This window comes from Pedobacter glucosidilyticus, from assembly GCF_002483235.1.
GTDB classification, from domain to species: domain Bacteria; phylum Bacteroidota; class Bacteroidia; order Sphingobacteriales; family Sphingobacteriaceae; genus Pseudopedobacter; species Pseudopedobacter glucosidilyticum_B.
In genome coordinates this window covers 213,385-232,630 of the sequence record NZ_DLHN01000021.1, presented here as the reverse complement: position 1 = coordinate 232,630, position 19,246 = coordinate 213,385, and the positions used below count along the sequence as shown (strand labels likewise).

Annotated in this window: 22 protein-coding genes; 13 read left to right on the top strand and 9 right to left on the bottom strand. The window is 33.5% G+C overall.

Annotation, left to right across the window (positions count from 1 at the left end; all coding sequences use genetic code 11):
- Window positions 1–7: 7 nt before the first annotated feature.
- Window positions 8–838, bottom strand: coding sequence for an orotidine-5'-phosphate decarboxylase (gene pyrF / locus B2745_RS07610; protein WP_304064942.1), 831 nt, complete (start codon window positions 836–838; stop codon window positions 8–10).
- Between the two features lie 231 nt (window positions 839–1,069).
- Here pyrF and rho point away from each other — a divergent pair, with 231 nt between their 5' ends.
- From rho to purS, 3 genes are all read left to right on the top strand, one after another.
- Window positions 1,070–2,662, top strand: coding sequence for a transcription termination factor Rho (gene rho, locus B2745_RS07605; protein ID WP_304064939.1), 1,593 nt, complete (start codon window positions 1,070–1,072; stop codon window positions 2,660–2,662).
- A gap of 81 nt (window positions 2,663–2,743) precedes the next feature.
- On the top strand, window positions 2,744–3,418 hold the full coding sequence (gene pssA / locus B2745_RS07600) for a CDP-diacylglycerol--serine O-phosphatidyltransferase (RefSeq protein WP_304064937.1): 675 nt from the start codon (window positions 2,744–2,746) through the stop codon (window positions 3,416–3,418).
- Between the two features lie 51 nt (window positions 3,419–3,469).
- Window positions 3,470–3,724 carry a phosphoribosylformylglycinamidine synthase subunit PurS gene (gene purS, locus B2745_RS07595; protein ID WP_026902509.1) on the top strand — a complete coding sequence of 85 codons (255 nt, stop codon included), beginning with the start codon at window positions 3,470–3,472 and terminating at the stop codon, window positions 3,722–3,724.
- Here the strand turns inward: purS and B2745_RS07590 are convergent.
- Window positions 3,721–4,092 (bottom strand): Hpt domain-containing protein, encoded by a 372-nt coding sequence (locus B2745_RS07590; protein WP_304064935.1) that lies wholly within the window; start codon window positions 4,090–4,092, stop codon window positions 3,721–3,723. The two genes, purS and B2745_RS07590, sit on opposite strands and share 4 nt — an antisense overlap.
- A gap of 4 nt (window positions 4,093–4,096) precedes the next feature.
- The gene (gene folK / locus B2745_RS07585) at window positions 4,097–4,648 is read right to left on the bottom strand and encodes a 2-amino-4-hydroxy-6-hydroxymethyldihydropteridine diphosphokinase (protein WP_304064932.1); all 552 of its coding nucleotides are present in this window, start codon (window positions 4,646–4,648) and stop codon (window positions 4,097–4,099) included.
- Between the two features lie 22 nt (window positions 4,649–4,670).
- On the opposite strand from folK, the gene sppA reads away from it, so the two are divergent.
- Both sppA and B2745_RS07575 read left to right on the top strand, forming a co-directional pair.
- Complete coding sequence (gene sppA, locus B2745_RS07580) at window positions 4,671–6,431, top strand: signal peptide peptidase SppA (protein ID WP_304064929.1); 1,761 nt, start codon at window positions 4,671–4,673, stop codon at window positions 6,429–6,431.
- Window positions 6,432–6,513: 82 nt separating this feature from the next.
- Window positions 6,514–7,521, top strand: a complete 1,008-nt coding sequence (locus tag B2745_RS07575) for a T9SS type A sorting domain-containing protein (RefSeq protein WP_304064927.1) — start codon at window positions 6,514–6,516, stop codon at window positions 7,519–7,521.
- A 9-nt stretch (window positions 7,522–7,530) separates the two neighbouring features.
- Here B2745_RS07575 and B2745_RS07570 read toward each other — a convergent pair whose 3' ends face one another.
- Both B2745_RS07570 and B2745_RS07565 read right to left on the bottom strand, forming a co-directional pair.
- Window positions 7,531–7,902, bottom strand: a complete 372-nt coding sequence (locus B2745_RS07570) for a type II toxin-antitoxin system VapC family toxin (RefSeq protein WP_304064924.1) — start codon at window positions 7,900–7,902, stop codon at window positions 7,531–7,533.
- Entirely contained in the window at window positions 7,889–8,053 is a 165-nt protein-coding gene (locus B2745_RS07565) for a hypothetical protein (RefSeq protein ID WP_304064922.1), read from the bottom strand. Before B2745_RS07565 ends, B2745_RS07570 begins: the two co-directional genes overlap by 14 nt.
- Window positions 8,054–8,148: 95 nt before the next feature.
- Here B2745_RS07565 and B2745_RS07560 point away from each other — a divergent pair, with 95 nt between their 5' ends.
- From B2745_RS07560 to B2745_RS07535, 6 genes are read left to right on the top strand one after another with little or no spacing between them, the layout of a single operon-like run.
- Window positions 8,149–9,828, top strand: a complete 1,680-nt coding sequence (locus B2745_RS07560; protein ID WP_304064920.1) for a DNA polymerase/3'-5' exonuclease PolX — start codon at window positions 8,149–8,151, stop codon at window positions 9,826–9,828.
- A gap of 18 nt (window positions 9,829–9,846) precedes the next feature.
- A complete protein-coding gene (rfaE1, locus tag B2745_RS07555; RefSeq protein WP_304064918.1) occupies window positions 9,847–10,839 on the top strand; it encodes a D-glycero-beta-D-manno-heptose-7-phosphate kinase in 993 nt (330 codons plus the stop codon).
- 1 nt (window position 10,840) lies between these two features.
- Window positions 10,841–11,395 (top strand): D-sedoheptulose 7-phosphate isomerase, encoded by a 555-nt coding sequence (locus tag B2745_RS07550; protein ID WP_304064915.1) that lies wholly within the window; start codon window positions 10,841–10,843, stop codon window positions 11,393–11,395.
- 6 nt (window positions 11,396–11,401) lie between these two features.
- Window positions 11,402–11,881 carry a D-glycero-beta-D-manno-heptose 1-phosphate adenylyltransferase gene (gene rfaE2 / locus B2745_RS07545; protein WP_304064913.1) on the top strand — a complete coding sequence of 160 codons (480 nt, stop codon included), beginning with the start codon at window positions 11,402–11,404 and terminating at the stop codon, window positions 11,879–11,881.
- Between the two features lie 11 nt (window positions 11,882–11,892).
- Window positions 11,893–12,867 (top strand): glycosyltransferase family 9 protein, encoded by a 975-nt coding sequence (locus B2745_RS07540; RefSeq protein WP_304064912.1) that lies wholly within the window; start codon window positions 11,893–11,895, stop codon window positions 12,865–12,867.
- Window positions 12,864–13,364, top strand: a complete 501-nt coding sequence (locus B2745_RS07535; RefSeq protein WP_304064909.1) for a SixA phosphatase family protein — start codon at window positions 12,864–12,866, stop codon at window positions 13,362–13,364. Before B2745_RS07540 ends, B2745_RS07535 begins: the two co-directional genes overlap by 4 nt.
- Here the strand turns inward: B2745_RS07535 and dprA are convergent, their stop codons facing one another.
- The 4 genes from dprA to B2745_RS07515 are packed head-to-tail and all read right to left on the bottom strand — an operon-like array spanning window position 13,365 to window position 16,826.
- Complete coding sequence (dprA, locus tag B2745_RS07530; RefSeq protein WP_304064907.1) at window positions 13,365–14,453, bottom strand: DNA-processing protein DprA; 1,089 nt, start codon at window positions 14,451–14,453, stop codon at window positions 13,365–13,367.
- A gap of 24 nt (window positions 14,454–14,477) precedes the next feature.
- Window positions 14,478–15,110: a 16S rRNA (guanine(527)-N(7))-methyltransferase RsmG gene (gene rsmG / locus B2745_RS07525; protein WP_304064905.1), complete on the bottom strand. Its 633-nt coding sequence runs from the start codon at window positions 15,108–15,110 to the stop codon at window positions 14,478–14,480.
- Complete coding sequence (locus tag B2745_RS07520; protein WP_304064902.1) at window positions 15,100–15,714, bottom strand: RNA polymerase sigma factor; 615 nt, start codon at window positions 15,712–15,714, stop codon at window positions 15,100–15,102. Before B2745_RS07520 ends, rsmG begins: the two co-directional genes overlap by 11 nt.
- On the bottom strand, window positions 15,705–16,826 hold the full coding sequence (locus B2745_RS07515; RefSeq protein WP_304064899.1) for a glycosyltransferase: 1,122 nt from the start codon (window positions 16,824–16,826) through the stop codon (window positions 15,705–15,707). Before B2745_RS07515 ends, B2745_RS07520 begins: the two co-directional genes overlap by 10 nt.
- 194 nt (window positions 16,827–17,020) lie before the next feature.
- Here B2745_RS07515 and tgt point away from each other — a divergent pair, with 194 nt between their 5' ends.
- Both tgt and B2745_RS07505 read left to right on the top strand, forming a co-directional pair.
- The gene (gene tgt, locus B2745_RS07510) at window positions 17,021–18,151 is read left to right on the top strand and encodes a tRNA guanosine(34) transglycosylase Tgt (protein WP_304064896.1); all 1,131 of its coding nucleotides are present in this window, start codon (window positions 17,021–17,023) and stop codon (window positions 18,149–18,151) included.
- Window positions 18,152–19,246, top strand: a complete 1,095-nt coding sequence (locus B2745_RS07505; protein ID WP_304064893.1) for an LptF/LptG family permease — start codon at window positions 18,152–18,154, stop codon at window positions 19,244–19,246. It begins immediately after the preceding gene.

The window sequence follows — 19,246 nt, the reverse complement described above, 5'->3', positions numbered from 1 at the left end:
TTATTGTTTAACTGATACCTATTTTTTGCAGCTCGGCAGCCATTTCTCTTTGTACCAATAAGGCTTGTGCTCTTGCTGCTTCTGCAAAATCTTCTCCGTTTGATGCATAAATAATAGCTCTGGAAGAATTAACAATCAAACCGCAATCAGCTGTTATCCCGTATTTACAAACATCTGCTAAAGAACCTCCTTGTGCACCAACACCTGGCACCAACAAAAAGTGATGGGGAGCATGTTTTCTGATTTCTAAAAAAGCTTCTCCTCTGGTAGCACCAACTACATACATCATATTTTCATCTGTTGCCCATTCCTGTGATTTTTTGATAACATGTTCAAAAAGCATCACATCATGATCTTTTAAGCGCTGAAAATCATGACTTCCCTCATTAGAAGTTAAAGCTAATAAGATTGCCCATTTACCTTTAAAATCAAGAAATGGACTTACAGAGTCTTTACCCATATAAGGTGCAACTGTTACCGCATCAAAACTCATTTCAGATGCGCTTTCATCAAAAAAAGCTTTTGCATACATAGAAGATGTATTGCCTATGTCTCCTCTTTTGGCATCAGCTATAGAAAAAGTATTTTTAGGCAGGTACTGGTAAGTTTTAATCAAAGATTCCCACCCTTTTAAACCATTACACTCATAAAAAGCAGTGTTAATCTTATAAGAGATACAAAGATCTGCTGTAGCATCAATAATTTGTTTATTAAATTCTAAAACCGGATTATCGTATTGATGTAAATGTTTAGGAATTTTGGTGATATCTGTATCGAGGCCAATACTTAAAAAAGATTTTTTTGATTTTATTTCTCTTATAATTTCTGTTTTGTTCATGACCTCTTTTGGTTTTGGCTGCAAATTTGTTAAAAAATAGCTAAGTATTTGAAAAAATAATTGCAAAAAAATTTGAACTTAAAAAATAAATATCTACAATTGCAAAGAAATCTCAATTTATCCTTGTCTACGGATTTTTTTTAGTTTTTCTAATATCAAATCTTAGAAATCTTAACAAAAGCTTAAGGGATAAATTCTAATAATAAAATCCTTGAACATAATTCATTTTGAATGTTTGATATAAACGAATTGAACGATAAGCTTGTTTCAGAGCTACGTGAAATCGCAAAAAGCTTTGGAGTAGATAATACCGAAGAATTGCGTAAAGCAGAATTGATTACAAAAATCAAAGAACAACACGAACTTATAAATGCTGCAAAATCGGCAGGTTTGGTGGAAGATGCAGTTGTAACAGAAGAAAAGCCTAAAAAAAGAGCTCGTACAGTTAAAGCCGCTCCGGTTGAGGTAAAATCTAAAAAAGATTTAAGTCCGGCACAAGAAGTATCTTTATTTGATCATCCAGAGCAGCCCATTAAAGCAGAAAAAGTAGTTGTAGAAAAAGCTCCTAAAAAGGAAATCGAAGCAGAAGTAGCTGTAGCAGAAAACACAGAAACTATTTCTCAGGAAGCTAAAGCTGATCAAAAAAATCAGAAAGATAGATTACCCAATACCAACGGAAGACAAAGAGCTCAGGAATCTGCCTTTGATTTTGATAATGTGATTACCAATGAAGGTGTCTTAGAAATTATGCCTGATGGTTATGGTTTTTTAAGATCTTCTGACTATAACTACCTAACCTCTCCTGATGATATTTATGTTTCGCAATCACAAATTAAACTTTTTGGTTTAAAAACTGGCGATACCGTTAGAGGCAGTATAAGACCACCAAAAGAAGGTGAAAAATATTTCCCTTTGGTAAGGGTAGAATCTATCAATGGTAGAGTACCTGCAGAAGTAAGAGACCGTGTTCCTTTTGATTATCTAACACCACTATTCCCTTCAGAAAGATTAAACTTATTCACCAAACCTGGAGATTACTCTACCAGAATTATGGATTTGTTTACACCAATAGGAAAAGGTCAACGTGGTTTAATTGTAGCGCAACCTAAAACAGGTAAAACAAACTTACTTAAAGAAGTTGCCAATGCTATTGCAGCTAACCATCCAGAGGTTTATTTAATTATTTTATTGATTGATGAGCGTCCGGAAGAGGTTACAGATATGGCTAGAAACGTAAGAGCAGAAGTGGTTTCATCAACTTTTGATGAGCCTGCTGAAAGACACGTAAAAATTGCTAACATCGTATTAGAAAAAGCAAAAAGAATGGTAGAGTGTGGCCACGATGTGGTTATCTTATTAGATTCTATTACTCGTTTAGCAAGAGCTTACAATACAGTAGCACCAGCGTCTGGTAAAATTCTTTCTGGTGGTGTTGATGCTAATGCCTTACATAAACCAAAAAGATTCTTTGGGGCAGCAAGAAATATTGAAGACGGCGGTTCTTTAACTATTTTAGCAACTGCTTTAACAGATACAGGTTCTAAAATGGATGAGGTTATCTTTGAAGAATTCAAAGGAACCGGTAACATGGAGCTTCAATTAGATAGAAAACTTTCTAACAAACGTATTTTCCCTGCAATTGATCTTACAGCTTCAAGCACCAGAAGAGATGATTTACTGTTAGATAAAGAAACTTTACAAAGAGTTTGGATTTTAAGAAACCACTTAGCAGATATGAACTCGCAGGAAGCAATGGAATTCTTACTTACTCAAGTTAGAGGAACAAAATCTAATGAAGAGTTTTTAGTATCCATGAATAGCTAAATAGAGAAAAAAGAATAAAGAACAAGGAATAGGAGGCATAAGTCTTTTATCTTTATTCCTTACTCCTTTATCCTCTAAAAAATGATAAAAAAACACATTCCTAATATGTTAACCTGTGCTAACCTTTTCTCTGGTTGTATAGGAATTATATACGCATTTAATGGCGACCTTAAAACGGTTGCCTTTTTTGTTATTCTATCAGGAATATTTGATTTTTTTGATGGTTTTGCAGCTCGTTTGCTTCATGTAAAATCAGAAATAGGTAAAGAACTAGATTCTCTGGCAGATGTGATAAGCTTTGGTTTTTTACCTGGTGTCATCATTTATCAAATGTTACAAGTAGCATCTATCCCCTATTTACCTTATGTTGGCTTCTTGATAACCGTTTTCTCAGCCTTAAGATTAGCTAAATTTAATGTGGATGAACGTCAAACAGAAGATTTCATCGGCTTAAATACGCCTATGAATACTTTTTTAGTTATTTCTTTACCATATCTAGCAGATAGCTTTACGTTTGTAAGTAACCCATGGTTTTTAATAGCTCTAACGCTTATTTTATGCTGGCTTTTGGTAAGCGAGATAAGATTATTCTCAATGAAAATCAGCAACTTACGTTGGAAAGAAAATCAATACAAATTCATTTTCCTGATTATTTCTGTAGTATGCCTTGCTTTTCTTAAATTTGCCGCCATACCGCTTATTTTAGTTTGGTATATCATATTATCACAAATACATTTTAGTTATTCAAAAAATTAAATTCTTTGGTTAAGTTCGCAACTTAATCAAATATGACCCTTAAACAATAAAATGAAAAAGTTTTTAGCAGAGATTGATGTAATGCCGCTTAAAGAGATTCTTGACCCTCAAGGTAAAGCAGTAACCGGAAGCATGAAAAATTTAGGTCTTCCAGAAATTAGCAATGTAAGAATTGGCAGACATATTACTTTAGAAGTAGAGGCAGAAAATAAAGAAGCTGCTTCTGAAAAAGTAGAAACAGCTTGTAAGAAACTTTTGGCTAACCTGATTATGGAAAGCTATAATTTTGAAATAAAAGAAATTTAATTGTCTTGAGCAAGAAGCTCTTGCTTCTTCTCTTCTAATTTAACAAATATAGTTTTAAAGACTTCTTGCATTTGGTTGTGCTTTAAAACTATATTTTCGAAATTCTCTTGCTTACGGGCATTTAACTCTATTTCTGCCATGGTTTCCCTAGCAGATTCTATCCCCATAAAACCCAATGTTGGTTTAATTTTATGTGCTGATTCAGCAATTTTTTGCCAATTCTTATTTTCAATTGCCTCTTTTAAATTAACCAGATACCCTGGTGTTTGGTCAAGAAAGATATCAATCATCTCCACCATAAATTCTATATTTCCGCTAGCCACTTCTTTTAAGTATGAAAGGTCAATAATTATTTCATGATTATCCATGTAATTAATTTAGTTTAAAAGCTGTTTTCTCTACCTGCAACTTGTCTTCACATGATAAATACAAATTCCCTACTGTTTGTTTTAAGTTAGGGTGATAAAAATCAGGAATAAGCTCGTTCAATGGGGCTAAAACAAATTTTCTTTGGGCTATATACGGATGAGGGATAATAAGGTTGCTTGAATTTTGAATAAATTCTTCATAAAACAATATATCTATATCAATAATACGCTCTCCCCAATGTTTTATACGCTTTCTTCCCAAGTATAATTCTATTTGCTGTGTTTTTTCTAATAAAGTTTCGGGAGTAAAATCCGTCTTTACACCTACCACCATATTTAAAAAATCTGGCTGATGGGTATTACCCCAAGCTGCTGTTTTGTAAATAGAAGAACATGCACCAATATCCCCTACCTGTTTTGCAATTAAAGCAATAGCTTTTTCTAAGTTTTTTAACCTATCTCCTAAATTAGTACCTAAACCTAAATAAACCTGACACATAAATGTTGTAACAAATGAAAACCTTGCTTGTCTAAAACTTATATTTGTATTTTGCATAGTTAAAACATTAATTCTTTTTATGAAACAATTCTTCAAATTTGTTTTCGCATCTATGTTAGGTTTCTTCCTAACATTAATCATATTTACAGTTATCCTTATTGGAGGGATTACAGCACTGGTAAGTAGTACAGAGAAAACCGCAGAAGTTAAAGAAAATAGCATTCTTTACGTAAATCTTAATTATCCTATAACAGAGCGTTCAGAAACAAACCCTTTTGAGGATGTTGACTTTGGCCCTATTAAGAGTGAAAAAGTGTTAGGTTTAAATGATATCCTAAAAAGTATCAGAAACGCTAAAGAGGATGATAAAATTAAAGGTATTTATCTGGATGTAAGCTATATTTTAACTGGTATGGCAACTTTAGAAGAAATCAGGAACGAGCTGATTAACTTCAAAAAATCTGGTAAATTCATCATCGCATATAGTGAAGTATATAGCCAGGGGGCTTACTATTTAGCATCAGTAGCTCATAAAGTTTATTTAAACCCTCAAGGTATTTTAGAGCTTAAAGGTTTTAGCTCACAAATTACTTTTTTTAAAGGTGCTTTAGAAAAACTGGCTATTGAACCTCAAATTATAAAAGTAGGAACTTATAAAAGTGCTGTTGAGCCTTTTATTCTTGAAAGCATGAGCGATGCTAATAAGCAACAAATGACAGCTTTACTAGGCTCTTTATTCGAAAATTTCACTAAAGGAATTGCCACAAGCAGAAAAATACCGCAAGACAGTGTATATGCTATCGCTAACAAATTACAATCTCGTTCTCCAGAAGATGCCCTTAAACTTAAGCTGATAGATGGCTTAAAATATAAAGATGAAGTTCTTGCTGAGCTAAAAAAACTTACTAAAACAGATTTAAAAGATGATTTAACTACCATTGGTTTATCAGATTATGTTTCATCTATCAAAAATACCAGCACTGCAAAAGACAGAATTGCGGTGGTTTATGCCAACGGAGATATTATGGGTGGCGAAGGAGATGAAAACACTATTGGTTCTGAAACTGTATCTAGAGCATTAAGAAAAGCCCGTGAAGATGATAAAATTAAGGCTGTTGTACTAAGAGTGAATAGCCCAGGCGGAAGCGCTTTAGCCTCTGATGTTATTTGGAGGGAAGTAGTATTGACCAAAAAAGTTAAACCTATTATGGTAACCATGGGAGATTACGCCGCATCTGGCGGTTATTATATTGCTTGTGCTGCCGATTCTATCTTTGCTGAACCAAATACCATTACAGGTTCTATAGGTGTATTTGCCATTTTACCTAACATGAAAGGTTTCTTTAATGAGAAACTTGGGGTAACTTTTGATGGCGTTAAAACCAGCGAATATGCAGATTTAGGTAATATTTCAAGACCTTTAACTGGGGCAGAAAAAATGCTTTTACAAAAAGAAGTAAATCGTACTTATAATGATTTTACCAAGAGAGTTGCTGATGGAAGAAAAATTTCTCAGCAATATGTAGATAGTATTGGGCAAGGTCGCGTTTGGACAGGCCAACAAGCCGTAAAATTAGGTTTGGTAGACCGCATAGGGCATATTGAAGATGCTATTAAAGCTGCTGCTAAAAAAGCTAAAATCAAAGAGTATAGAATTGTAAACTATCCTGAGAAAAAAGATGGTCTCCTAGGTTTTCTAGATAAATCTGGTGAAAACATCAAAACCTATTTTGTAAAACAAGAATTAGGCGATAGCTATATTCATTACAAAAACATCAAAGAAATTACCCAAATGAAAGGTATACAAGCAAAAATGCCTTATAATTTGGTTGTAGAATAACGAACTAAAAGAATTTAACATCCCCTTAATAGGTTTATTAAGGGGATTTTTTATTTTTAACTTTTTATACCTTCTAAACCCTATGAAAATATTTTTATACATCACTTTAATTCTCATTTCTACAAAAATTATTGCCCAAGAAAAAATCATTTTTAAAGAGAGTTTTAAGGATAATAAGCATCAGTGGAAGGTTAAAGACAATAAAGATTTTAAAGTCTCTATCACTAATGGAAAACTTAGGCTAGAAAAGAAGTTCATTAACTATACAAATCGTGGTTGCCAATGGCAAACGCAAAACATTAAAGGATTTAATACCGAAAAAAACTTTTCTATCTTATTTAAAGCCAGTTACATAAGTGGTGGAGACCAGACCGATATGATAGATTTCCAATGGGGAAATTCTGTTAAAAAGGAAGAAGGTAATTCTAGAGAAATATTTCAGGTTGATTTTGATTTAAAAGGTAAAATTAGGTTAGCCTTTTTTAATAATGCTTGGAACTATATGGTTTATAAAGACATTGCTCATCTTTTAAAAAATCAAAATTTTGATAAAACGAAAGCAAATAGCTACGAAATAAGGCAGGAAAACGGCCTTTTATGGGTTAAAATAAATAACGTAACGGTTCTAACACATAAAATAACTCCTGTAAAAGGCTCGCATATAGGAGTACAGCAATGCTTAAAATCTGTTTGGGAATTGGATGATTTGGTGATTAAACAACTTGGGGAACAAACACAATTGGCCAGCCTAAAATCTAATACTGATAGTTTAAAAACGGAATCATCCACAACCGTAATTAACAAAACAAATCAAGAACAAGAAAACATTACGTCTACTGCTTCTACTTCAACAGTTTTTCCTAACCCTTTTGAAAACGATTTTAAATTAAGCTTTAATAACCCAGAAAAAGGAGTTGTAAAATTTAATATTTCCACCTTAAATGGTGTTATTTTACAACAACACAGCAAACTTTTAAGCGAAGGCCAGCAACACGTAGATTTTTTTGTTGATGCAGCTTCAGGACTATACTTACTTCAAGTTGAATACCCAAATAAAAAAACAGAAGTGTTTAAAGTGATTAAGAAATAATTGCCATATTTAAAATTGATAAATAATAACTTCTAGCTCTTCAACTTGTTTAAATTGTTTGTCAGCAGTTAGAATAGGTAGGTTAAAGTAATAAGCTGTACTAGCAATTATAGCATCCGGAAGTTTCAACTTATATTTTCTTTTAAGCTCTATGGTTAAAGCTTTAATTTCTTCATTAAGGTTGATAATTTGACAGCTTTTCAAAAGTCCTTTGATATTTTTCTCATCGGAAGAAGATAAATTAGAAAAAGAAAGCAATTCTAACTCCGTTATAAAAGAAATCACCAATTCCTTTTCTGATATAATTTCTACAATCTCCTTTTCTCCTTTAAGAAAATATAACAAAATATTAGAGTCGATAAAAAGCTTATCTCCACTCATCTCTTATTTTATTTTGCCACTCCATAGGTTCTACATCTAACTTCACTGTTCCAGCAAATTTTTTGATGTTATTTTTTTTCTTCGCAACAACTGTATCTATCTTTTTTTTAATCTCTTCTAATGGGGTGCCTTTCTGAATAATTGTAACCATAATCAAATATACTAATTTGGTCTTTCAAAATGCAGTGTATTATTTTCTATTGTTTTGTTCCATTATCTTAACTTTGGTATCTTTTTTAAATCAAGATGGAAAATAAAGAAATATCAAAAACCTTAAAACTATTAGCACAATTGATGGAGCTTCATGATGAAAATCCATTTAAAATAAAATCTGTTGCCAATGCTTCTTTTAAGGTTGATAAACTTCCATTCAAATTAAAAGATAAAGCCCAAGATGAGCTCGATAAAATAGATGGTATCGGAAAAAGCATCGCTACTAAAATTATAGAGCTTTTTAATACCGGAGGTTTAAAGGAATTAAATGATTTGATAGCTATCACCCCTATCGGGATTTTAGATATGCTCAGCATCAAAGGTTTAGGACCTAAAAAAATCATTATCATCTGGAAAACCTTAGGGATAGAAAATGTTGGTGAGTTATACTATGCTTGTAATGAAAACCGACTGATTGAAGCAAAAGGATTTGGTTTAAAAACTCAGGAGGAAATAAAAAAAGCTATTGAGTTTAAAATGGCGAGTAATGGTCGTTTTTTATATGCCCGTTTAGAACCCATAGTTACACAATACCAAGACTTATTAGCTAAACTTAGCAATGCTACTGAAATATTAGTTACCGGAGAGTTTAGAAGAAAGTGTGAAATTATAGATGAATTAGCTTTTATAGTTGTTGCTCCTAATTTTAAGCTATTTATAGATAAAATCCAACAATTAGAAAACATCTCTAATCTTGAAACTACACCTAATAGCATCAGATTTAAAGATCAAAACAGCTTAACCATAAGATGCTTCGAAGCAGACGAAACCACTTTAGCTTACCGTTTATTTGAAACCACAGGTGTTGAGGCTCATGTAGAAAAAGTTAAAGCACTTTTACCTGATCATTCAACAACCTATACTTCAGAAAATGTCATTTACGAAGCTGCGGGCTTAGCGTATATAGAACCAGAATTAAGAGAAGATTTTAACGAAATAGCCCTAGCACAAGCAAAACAATTACCTTCTTTAATCACTTACGCAGATTTAAAAGGCACTTTACACAACCATAGTACTTGGAGTGATGGTGTCCATAGCATAGAAGAAATGGCTATTTATTGCAGAGACACCTTAAAACTCGAATATTTAGGTTTGTGCGATCACTCTAAAACTGCAGTTTACGCCAATGGTTTAAGTATAGAACGTGTTTTACAACAACATGAAGAAATAGAGAAGTTAAACCAAAAATTAGCGCCTTTTAAGATATTCAAAGGGATTGAATCAGATATTTTATCAGACGGAAGTTTAGATTACCCCGATGAAATCCTTACTAAATTTGATTTTGTGGTAGCATCTGTACACTCAAATCTAAAAATGGATGAAGATAAAGCTACACAACGCTTAATAAAAGCCATAGAAAACCCATATACCACTATTTTAGGTCACCCAACAGGTCGTTTATTATTAAGTAGAAGTGGTTATCCTTTAGATTTTAAAAAAGTTATTGACGCTTGTGCTGCAAACCAAGTGACCATAGAAATTAATGCCAACCCGCTACGTTTAGATTTAGATTGGAGATGGCATCAATACGCTTTAGAAAAGGGAGTTTTATTAGCTATAAATCCAGATGCCCATCGTAATGAAGGTTTTTACGATATGCATTATGGCGTTTATGTTGCCAGAAAAGGCGGTTTAACTAAAGAAAAATGTTTAAATGCGTTTGACTTAGCCAGTATCCAAACTTATTTTGGTCATAAAAAACAAGCTTTATAAAAACATCTTTAGCTATATTTGAATCAAAGAGAAGAAATGCTTTCCAAAAAATTATCAGATTTAAATCAACAAAAAACACCTCATATATTAGTTATTGGCGATGTCATGTTAGACCATTATATCTTCGGTAACGCCAACCGTTTATCGCCAGAAGCACCAGTTCCAGTGGTGAATGTGAGAAACGAATCTAAAATTATAGGAGGTGCAGGTAATGTTGCTAATAATATTACGGCTTTAGGCGGTAAAGTTAGTATCGCTAGTGTTGTTGGAGCCGATGATTTTGGAAAAGAAATTAAAAACATACTAAAAGAAAAAAACATCCATAGCGATGCTTTATTTTTTGATAAGAGCAGAAGTAGCACTATTAAAACCAGAGTTTTAGCTAGTAATCATCAAATTGTAAGGATAGATAGAGAAAATCTTCATGATATTGATAGCGCTTTGGAAGAACAAATATTTGAAGCTGTAAAACCCTTAATTTCAGATGTTGATATCATTATTTTATCTGATTATAATAAAGGATTACTCACTTACCAACTTTGTCAAAGCGTTATCAACTACGCTAATAGCCTCCATAAAAAAGTGGTGATAGACCCAAAAGGCATAGATTATAGCAAGTATAAAGGTGCTTTTTTAATTAAACCTAATCGTAAAGAGTTATCCGAAACTTCCAGAATAGAGAACATCAATAATCAAGAAAAGTTAAAAGCTGCCGCTGATGTTATTTTCAAGAATACCCAAACAGTGAATTTGGTAGTAACCTTATCAGAAGAGGGAATGGCTATTTTAACGCCTCAATCTTGTGAAGTGTTACCTGTACAAGCCACAGAAGTTTATGATGTTACAGGTGCTGGCGATACGGTAATTGCAACAATGGCTTATTGTTTAGCATTAGGTTTTAATTTACATGAGGCTTGTCAAATTGCTAATTATGCCGCTGCTATCGTAATTAAACACGTAGGAAGCGCTACCACATCCATAGAAGAAATCATCAGTGAAATAGAAGATTAACATGGTTTTAAACGAATTAAAATTACATCAAACTACCATCAATAAAGTTATTGAGCAACTGGTGCCCGATATTGAAAAAGGCTGTGAGTTGGTTAAAGAAACCATCTTAAACGGTCGTAAAATTTTATTGGCAGGTAATGGTGGTAGCGCCGCTGATGCTCAACATATTGCAGCAGAATTTACCGGTCGTTTTGTTAAAGAAAGGAAAGCTTTGCCAGCTATAGCGTTAACAGTAGATACATCGGCCTTAACCGCTATTAGTAATGATTATGGCTTTGCAAATGTTTTTAGCAGGCAAATAAATGCTTACGCACAAGAAAATGATTTGTTTATAGCTATCTCTACCAGTGGCAATAGCGAGAATATCATTTCTGCGATACAAGCAGCTAAAAAATTGGGCTGTAAAATCATCGGTCTTAGCGGAAGAGATGGTGGCCAAATGAATGAAATTTGCGATTTAAACATTGTTGTGCCAGATGATGTTACAGCCAGAATACAAGAAATGCACATTTTAATAGGGCATATCTTTTGTAAAGCTGTGGATGATAATTTTTAAGACTGCATGACGATACAAGATAAAATTTTAAGCCTTGAACAGGCCGTTGAGATTCGTCAACAATGGAAAGCTACCGGCGAAAAAGTAGTTTTCACCAATGGCTGTTTTGATTTACTACATGCTGGCCATATCACTTACTTAAGTGAAGCTGCTACACTGGGCACCAAATTAATCATTGGTTTAAATGCTGATAAATCTGTTCAAGTTTTAAAAGGCCCATCAAGACCGGTAAATGATGAGAAAACCCGCTCTCTCCTACTGGCAGCCATGCAATTTATAGATGCCGTTGTGATTTTTGAAGAGCAAACTCCTCAAAATTTAATTAGCCACATCCTTCCGGATGTTTTGGTTAAAGGTGGGGATTATACTTTAGATAATATTGTAGGTGCAAAAGAAGTGCTAGCCAATGGTGGCGAAGTAAAAACATTGAGCTTTTTACCGGGCTATTCTAGTACATCAATCATCGATAAAATTAAAAACAGCTAAAGCTTTGTCAAATGGTTAAGAAAATTCTAGTGATCCGCTTTAGCTCTATGGGTGATATTATTTACACCACACCTGTGGTAAGATGCCTAAAAGAACAGTTGCCAGAAGCAGAAATTCATTTTTTAACCAAACAACAGTTCAAGTATATCTATAACAACAATCCTTATTTAGATAAACTTCACATCTTAAAACCTAGCTTAAATGAAACTATAGCTGATATCAAAAAAGAGAATTTTGATTATATCATAGATTTACATAACAATCTAAGAACCAGCATCATCAAACTAAGAACAGGTATACCAGCATCAACTTATAAAAAAGAAAGAATTAAAAAATGGCTGGCTTTGAAGTTTAAAAGCGAGCGTTTTATTAATCCTAAGCACTTGGTAGAACGTTATCTGGAAACAGTTGAGTTTTTAGGTGTTAAAAACGACGATAAACCTATAGATTATTACATCAATGGAAGTTATGAGAAAACAGATTTATTACCTTCTTCACACCAGCAAGATTATGTAGCTTTTATTATCGGGGCAACGCATTTTACCAAAAGAATGCCGGTTGAGAAAATCATTAAAACCTGTAAAGAAATAGCAAAACCTATTGTTTTATTAGGTGGTGATGATGTAGCGCAAAATGCAAAAGCTATCGAGGAGGCTATTGGACCAAAAATTTTTAATACTTGCGGTAAAATTAATTTAGACCAATCGGTTTATTTGGTTTCACAAGCACATACCGTTATTGGCTTTGATACCGGTTTAACCCATATTTCTGAAGCCTTTAACAAACCCTTGGTTTCTATTTGGGGAGGTACAACTCCAGAGTTACTGGGTGTATCGCCCTATAAAATTAACGAGTCTTTAATTGTTGATGTTGATTTATCTTGCAGACCCTGCTCTAAATTTGGCCTAGAGAAATGTCCACTTCAACATTTTAATTGTATGAACCTCATAAAAGAAGAAGAAATTATTACTTTTAGCAACAGATGAAAAGACTTTTAATTGTAAGACATGCTAAATCAGATTGGGGAGTTGCAAATACAAAAGATTTTGATAGACCACTTAACAGTAGGGGCCTGTCAAACGCTCCAGAAATGGGTAAAAGATTAGTTTCCAGAATATTAAATCCTCAACAATTAGTTTCTAGTCCGGCTTTAAGAGCCATCACCACCTGTAAAATTATAGCTAAAGAAATTCAATACTCGGAAACAGATATTATACAAGAGCCTAAAATTTACGAAGCCAACCATCAAACTTTATTAAATATTGTAAATCAATTTTCTGATGAACATGATTTTATAGCCCTTTTTGGTCATAATAATGGAATCACAGACCTAGCACTTTACCTCAGTAATGCTGATATTTACAATATCCCAACCTGTGGTATGGTATTGCTAGAGTTTCCTTTAGATAGTTGGAAAATGGTGAGTAAAAACACAGGTAATATGGTGCTTTTTGATTATCCTAAAAACCCTTTTGAAGCCTAACTAATGATTCATTTTATACACTTTACCGGGTAATGATATAATCACTGATTGCATTTCTAAATTTAACAACAACATAGCCAATTTACTCTGGGGCATATCTAATTTAACCTGTAAATCATCTATAGCAATAGCATTATAGTCTTTTATGATAGCTACAATTTTCTCTTCATCTTTAGTTAAATGAGGTAAAATCTGAAGTTGCTTCACTGGCTTTACCTCATCTCTATCCCAACCCATAATGTATTCCAAATCTTCTACACGGTCTAATAAGTGAGCTCTATTGGTTTTAATTAAGAAGTTACAACCTTCAGAAAGTTCATCATCTACCCGGCCAGGTACCGCAAAAACATCCCGATTGTATGAATTTGCTATTTCTGCTGTGATAAGTGCACCGCCTGTTTTAGTAGCTTCTACTACCAAAGTAGCATCGGCCATACCTGCTATGATACGATTTCGCTTAGGGAAGTTTTGTTTATCTGGATTAGTTTCTGACCTAAACTCGGTTAGTAAACCACCTTGATGAATCATTTTCTCTGCAATAGAGCGATGTAAAGCGGGATAAATCCTATCTAAACCATGCCCCAAAACCCCAACAGTATGAGTTTCATGCGCTAATGAAGCTTTATGTGCTGCTATATCTATCCCATAAGCTAAACCACTCACAATCAACAGTTGATGATGCTTTAAGCTACTAATGAGTTGTTCACAAAATTGTTTGCCATAAGTTGTAGCATTTCTGGTGCCCACAATAGCTATAACTTTTTGCTGATTAAGCTTTACATTACCTTTAAAGTACAGCATAACCGGAGCATCATAACAACTTTTTAAGCGTTTTGGATAATCCTCAGCTTGAATAAAAATAGGTTGTATTTTGTATTTTTCTATAAACTTCAGTTCTTGCTCGGCTCTATCAAATGATGAATGATGGATAATTAAATCGGCAGTTTTAGAACCTATACCCGGTATTTTCTCCAAGTGCTGTTTACTGGTTCTAAATATTTCTTCAGGGCTACCGCAATAGCTTAATAATGTTTTAATGGTAGCATCTCCTATACCTTTTATCAAGGTTAGACCAATTTCATAGAGCATGTTTTAAATAGATTTTGGTAAATATTATTGTGCTGGCAAATAAACTACATATTTAGTTTCAAAAAATTCTTCTTTAAAATAATCTTGCAAAGGGTAAAGCTTTATTTGTTTAAGCCCAGACTCCTGAAGTTCCTGAGTTAAATCTCCACCTTTTAAATAAAGAACACCATTTTTTAAGCCTTCAGAATTTTGCTTTTTAAATTTGCCCTTTATCCATGGATAAAAATCTTTCAACTGTGTTACAGCTCTGGAAACTATAAAATCAAACTTTTGATTAATTTGCTCGGCCCGGCTATGTACAGCCTTTAAATTTTTTAAGCCAATACCATGTGCTACTTCGTTTACTACTTTTATCTTCTTTCCAATAGAATCTACCAATAAAAACTCGGTTTCTGGAAATAAAATAGCTAAGGGAATACCAGGAAAACCTCCTCCAGTACCAACATCTAATACTTGCTGACCGGGTTTAAAAGTATAAACCTTAGCAATACCCAAAGAGTGTAAGATGTGACGCTCGTACAATAAATCTATATCCTTACGACTAATGACGTTTATTTGGGCATTCCAAAAAGAATACAACTCAAACAACTGATCAAATTGTTGTTTTTGGGTATCCGATAAATCCGGAAAATATAGAGAGATAATTCTAGAATTCACTACCAGGGTCTTTTTTTCTTTTATTCAATATGTTTGATAGTAAATCTCTTGCTCTAAAGAGCTGAGCTTTTACTGTACCCAAAGGTAAATCTAATTGTACAGAAATTTCTTCGTAAGAGAGCTCATCAAAATACCTTAAGATGATTAATGTTTTATAACGTATAGGAAGTTTATCTATAATTTCCTTTAACTGCTCTGTTTGTTGCTTTTTAATGGATGATTCTTCGGGATTTAAAACATCACTTTTAATTTCTAAAACCCTATCTTCTCCTTCTTCATGATTAAAGCTATCTAAAGAAGTAGTTTGCAAACGCTTTTTTCTGATAAAATCTATACTGCTATTGGTAGCAATCCTAAACAACCAGGTACTAAAAGCAAAATCGGGCTTGTATTTTTCAATATTTTCAAATGCCTTGGCAAAGGTAGAAACCGTTAAATCCATTGCATCGTCCTTATGGTTAACCATTTTCAAAACCATAAAGTAGATAGAATCTTTATAGCGATGCATGAGCTCAGCATAAGCCTTCTGATTGCCTGTTTTAGCACTCAAAACCAGATGGTAATCGTTTCTGGCATTTTCCGAAAAGTTTGGATTTATTTCCATACAATTTTCTTTCTAAACAAGCCTCTTATGCTTAAAATGATAAGGTATAAGTAATAAACAAAATCTAAAATGAGTGCCCAATATATTAAATCTTTACTTTGTAACCTAAACATAGCTTTGTAAAAGATAAAAATTTGAGCTAAAAATCTTAAAAACACTAAAATGCTGATGATAAGAACCTCTATTTGAAGTATATAACAGGCTATTAAAAAAGCATAAAATGAAATAGCAGAAATAGCCTGCATGCTTAAACTTTTTTGATGCGATGCTTTGTATAACTTACCCGCACCTAAATGCCTTATTTTTTGGTTCCAATAGCTTAACCAAGTAAGCTTAGGCTCGCTAAGCATAAACGTTTCTGGTCTTATTTCTATAGCTGTATTGGTAGCCGTAGCGTTTTGATTAACAAATAAATCATCATCACCAGAAGGTATGTGCATGTGAGCAGCAAAACCTTTCCCTTTAAAAAAGAGCGACTTTTTATAAGATAAATTCCTGCCTACACCCATATAGGCATCTCCCGAAAGGGAAAAAGAGAAATAATTAAGTGCCGTTTGGAACGTTTCATACCTGATAAGCTTATTTAAAAACCCAGCTTTTTTTTCGTACGGAGAAAAACCCAAAACAATTTCTGTTTGTGGATGCAAATAATGCTCGCATATATTTACCAACCAATAATCAGAGGATGGCTTACAATCTGCATCCGTAAAAACTAGTATTTCATGACTAGCAGCTTTAATACCCAAAGTAACAGCAAACTTCTTCCCTGTTTTAAATCGTGGATGTTCTTCTTTAACAACTACTTTTAAATTTGGATACTGAGCCTGAAACATCCTCAAAACCTCTTCACTTTGGTCTGATGAGCAATCATTTACCACCACTACCTCATAATCAATCCCTTTCTGATTAAAGATAAAAGGTAAATTTCTTTCTAAATTATAAGCCTCGTTTCTGGCGCAGATAATTACAGAAACTTTTTGATGGCTAGCATATACCACCTGCGGTATTTTATAGGTGATAAATCTATGTTGAACAACCCATAAATAATATAATTGTACAACGAAAGCAATTTGTAACAGTATAAGTAAAGAGTAATGTAAATAAGCTTCCAATATGTGTGAATAAGTTTAGAAAGTTCTCAAATTTAGCCAAAATTCAAACTTTAGTATAATATAATCATACTTTGTTTAACAAAAAATCATCATCCAGCAAAAGATATTTTTAAGTGCTTTTAACTAACTAATGCTTATCCCTAAATGCTTTATTTTTTCTTACTTTTGCAGGTATTTTATCATCAAAAAAGTTAATGAAGTTTATACTAGCAGCGCAAGACCCTTTATCAAAAGCCAGAGCAGGAGAAATAACAACAGACCACGGAACCATTCAAACACCCATTTTTATGCCTGTTGGTACTGCCGGTACGGTAAAAGCGGTGCATCAGCGTGAGCTAAAAGATGATATTAAAGCCCAAATTATTTTAGGAAATACCTACCACTTATATTTAAGACCGGGCTTAGATGTGATAGAGAAAGCTGGCGGTATACATCAATTTAATGGTTGGGATTTACCTATTTTAACCGATAGCGGTGGCTATCAAGTATATTCTTTAACAGAGGTAAGAAAGATAAGAGAAGAGGGCGTTACGTTCAAATCGCATATTGATGGCTCTAAGCATTTGTTTACACCAGAAAATGTGATGGATATCCAAAGAACCATTGGTGCAGATATCATTATGGCTTTTGATGAATGCACACCATACCCATGTGATTATACCTATGCCAGAAAATCAGTAGATATGACGCATCGTTGGTTAAAGCGTTGTATAGATAGGTTTGATAGCACAGCACCTAAATACGGCTACTCGCAAACTTTGTTCCCTATTGTACAAGGCTCTGTTTATAAGGATTTAAGAAGAAAATCTGCCGAATTTATAGCTGAACAAAACCGGGAAGGAAACGCCATTGGCGGACTTTCTGTAGGCGAACCAGCAGAAGAAATGTACGGGATGACGGAGGTAGTGTGTGAAATACTTCCTGAAGACAAACCACGTTACCTGATGGGTGTAGGTACACCTATTAATATATTGGAAAATATAGCTTTAGGTATTGATATGTTTGACTGCGTAATGCCTACCAGAAATGCCAGAAACGGAATGTTATTTACCAGACATGGCATCATCAACATCAAAAATGAGAAATGGAAGGATGATTTCTCTCCTATTGACCCCGATAGTGATTTATTCTCTGACCATTTTTATACTAAAGCTTATTTAAGGCATTTAATCCACTCTAAAGAGATATTAGGCGCACAAATTGCTACTTTGCATAACTTACATTTTTACCTATGGCTGGTAAAAGAAGCCCGAGAAAAAATTATCGCAGGAGAATTTTACAACTGGAAAAATAAAATGGTTAAAGCGCTTGCACAAAGATTGTAAATGAAATTTTTAGATAATTACATCAAGCTGATAGATTGGTATATCATTAAAAAATACCTCGGAACCTTTGTATTTACACTAGGGATTTTTGTTGTGATCTCTGTTGTATTTGATATATCTGAAAAGCTTGATGATTTTTTAAAGAGTAAAGCCACCATTAGCCAAATTATTTTTGAATATTATGGTGGATTTATCCCATTTTATCTCAACTTCTTATCGCCTTTAATCAACTTTATTTCGGTTATTTTCTTTACAGCAAAAATGGCCGATCAAACAGAGATTGTTCCTATTTTAAGTGGCGGAGCAAGTTTTAACCGCTTTTTACGCCCCTATTTTATTGCTGCAACAGTCATCTTTATCGTAAACATGATTTTTAACCTGTTCATCATTCCAGAAACAAACAGGTTAATGATAAATTTTGAGAATACTTACACCAAAATCAAAGATACATCCAGAGAGCATGTGCACCTGCAATTAGATGAAAACACCTACATCTACATGGAATCTTTTGATAACCTGAATAATACAGGTTATCGTTTCTCTTTAGAAAAATTTAAAGATAAAGAGCTTAAATCGAAGCTCATGAGTGATAGAATTAGCTGGGATTCTGTTTCCAGAAAATGGAAAATCCAAAACTATAGCATCAGACATGTTGATGGTTTAAAAGAGCGGATGGAACGTGGCGTAGAAAAAGATACCACTTTAGATATGAAACCAGTAGATTTTGATATTAGAGATAATATATACTCGGCCATGAACTATTGGGAACTTAACGAGAAAATTGAAAAAGAGAAAATAAGAGGAACTGGTGTTATGGTAAACCTTGAATTAGAGAAATATAAACGCTGGACATACCCTTTCTCTACCTATGTTTTAACCTTAATTGGTGTTGCTTTATCCTCAAGAAAGGTTAGAGGTGGTGTTGGCTTACCCCTTGGTTTGGGTATTTTATTAAGCTTTGTTTACATCCTTTTTATACAATTTGCTAATGTTTTTGCGCTTAAAGGAGGCTTACCAGCTATTATAGCAGTATTGATACCTAATATAATTTTTGCACTTTTAGGTGTATATTTAGCTATCAAAGCGCCAAAATAA

Bases quoted from the DNA above. Each gene is read 5' to 3' on its own strand.
- pyrF (WP_304064942.1), bottom strand. From the start codon at position 838: ATGAACAAAACAGAAATTATAAGAGAAATAAAATCAAAAAAATCTTTT.
- rho (WP_304064939.1), top strand. From the start codon at position 1,070: ATGTTTGATATAAACGAATTGAACGATAAGCTTGTTTCAGAGCTACGT.
- pssA (WP_304064937.1), top strand. From the start codon at position 2,744: ATGATAAAAAAACACATTCCTAATATGTTAACCTGTGCTAACCTTTTC.
- purS (WP_026902509.1), top strand. From the start codon at position 3,470: ATGAAAAAGTTTTTAGCAGAGATTGATGTAATGCCGCTTAAAGAGATT.
- B2745_RS07590 (WP_304064935.1), bottom strand. From the start codon at position 4,092: ATGGATAATCATGAAATAATTATTGACCTTTCATACTTAAAAGAAGTG.
- folK (WP_304064932.1), bottom strand. From the start codon at position 4,648: ATGCAAAATACAAATATAAGTTTTAGACAAGCAAGGTTTTCATTTGTT.
- sppA (WP_304064929.1), top strand. From the start codon at position 4,671: ATGAAACAATTCTTCAAATTTGTTTTCGCATCTATGTTAGGTTTCTTC.
- B2745_RS07575 (WP_304064927.1), top strand. From the start codon at position 6,514: ATGAAAATATTTTTATACATCACTTTAATTCTCATTTCTACAAAAATT.
- B2745_RS07570 (WP_304064924.1), bottom strand. From the start codon at position 7,902: ATGAGTGGAGATAAGCTTTTTATCGACTCTAATATTTTGTTATATTTT.
- B2745_RS07565 (WP_304064922.1), bottom strand. From the start codon at position 8,053: ATGGTTACAATTATTCAGAAAGGCACCCCATTAGAAGAGATTAAAAAA.
- B2745_RS07560 (WP_304064920.1), top strand. From the start codon at position 8,149: ATGGAAAATAAAGAAATATCAAAAACCTTAAAACTATTAGCACAATTG.
- B2745_RS07550 (WP_304064915.1), top strand. From the start codon at position 10,841: ATGGTTTTAAACGAATTAAAATTACATCAAACTACCATCAATAAAGTT.
- rfaE2 (WP_304064913.1), top strand. From the start codon at position 11,402: ATGACGATACAAGATAAAATTTTAAGCCTTGAACAGGCCGTTGAGATT.
- B2745_RS07540 (WP_304064912.1), top strand. From the start codon at position 11,893: ATGGTTAAGAAAATTCTAGTGATCCGCTTTAGCTCTATGGGTGATATT.
- B2745_RS07535 (WP_304064909.1), top strand. From the start codon at position 12,864: ATGAAAAGACTTTTAATTGTAAGACATGCTAAATCAGATTGGGGAGTT.
- dprA (WP_304064907.1), bottom strand. From the start codon at position 14,453: ATGCTCTATGAAATTGGTCTAACCTTGATAAAAGGTATAGGAGATGCT.
- B2745_RS07520 (WP_304064902.1), bottom strand. From the start codon at position 15,714: ATGGAAATAAATCCAAACTTTTCGGAAAATGCCAGAAACGATTACCAT.
- tgt (WP_304064896.1), top strand. From the start codon at position 17,021: ATGAAGTTTATACTAGCAGCGCAAGACCCTTTATCAAAAGCCAGAGCA.
- B2745_RS07505 (WP_304064893.1), top strand. From the start codon at position 18,152: ATGAAATTTTTAGATAATTACATCAAGCTGATAGATTGGTATATCATT.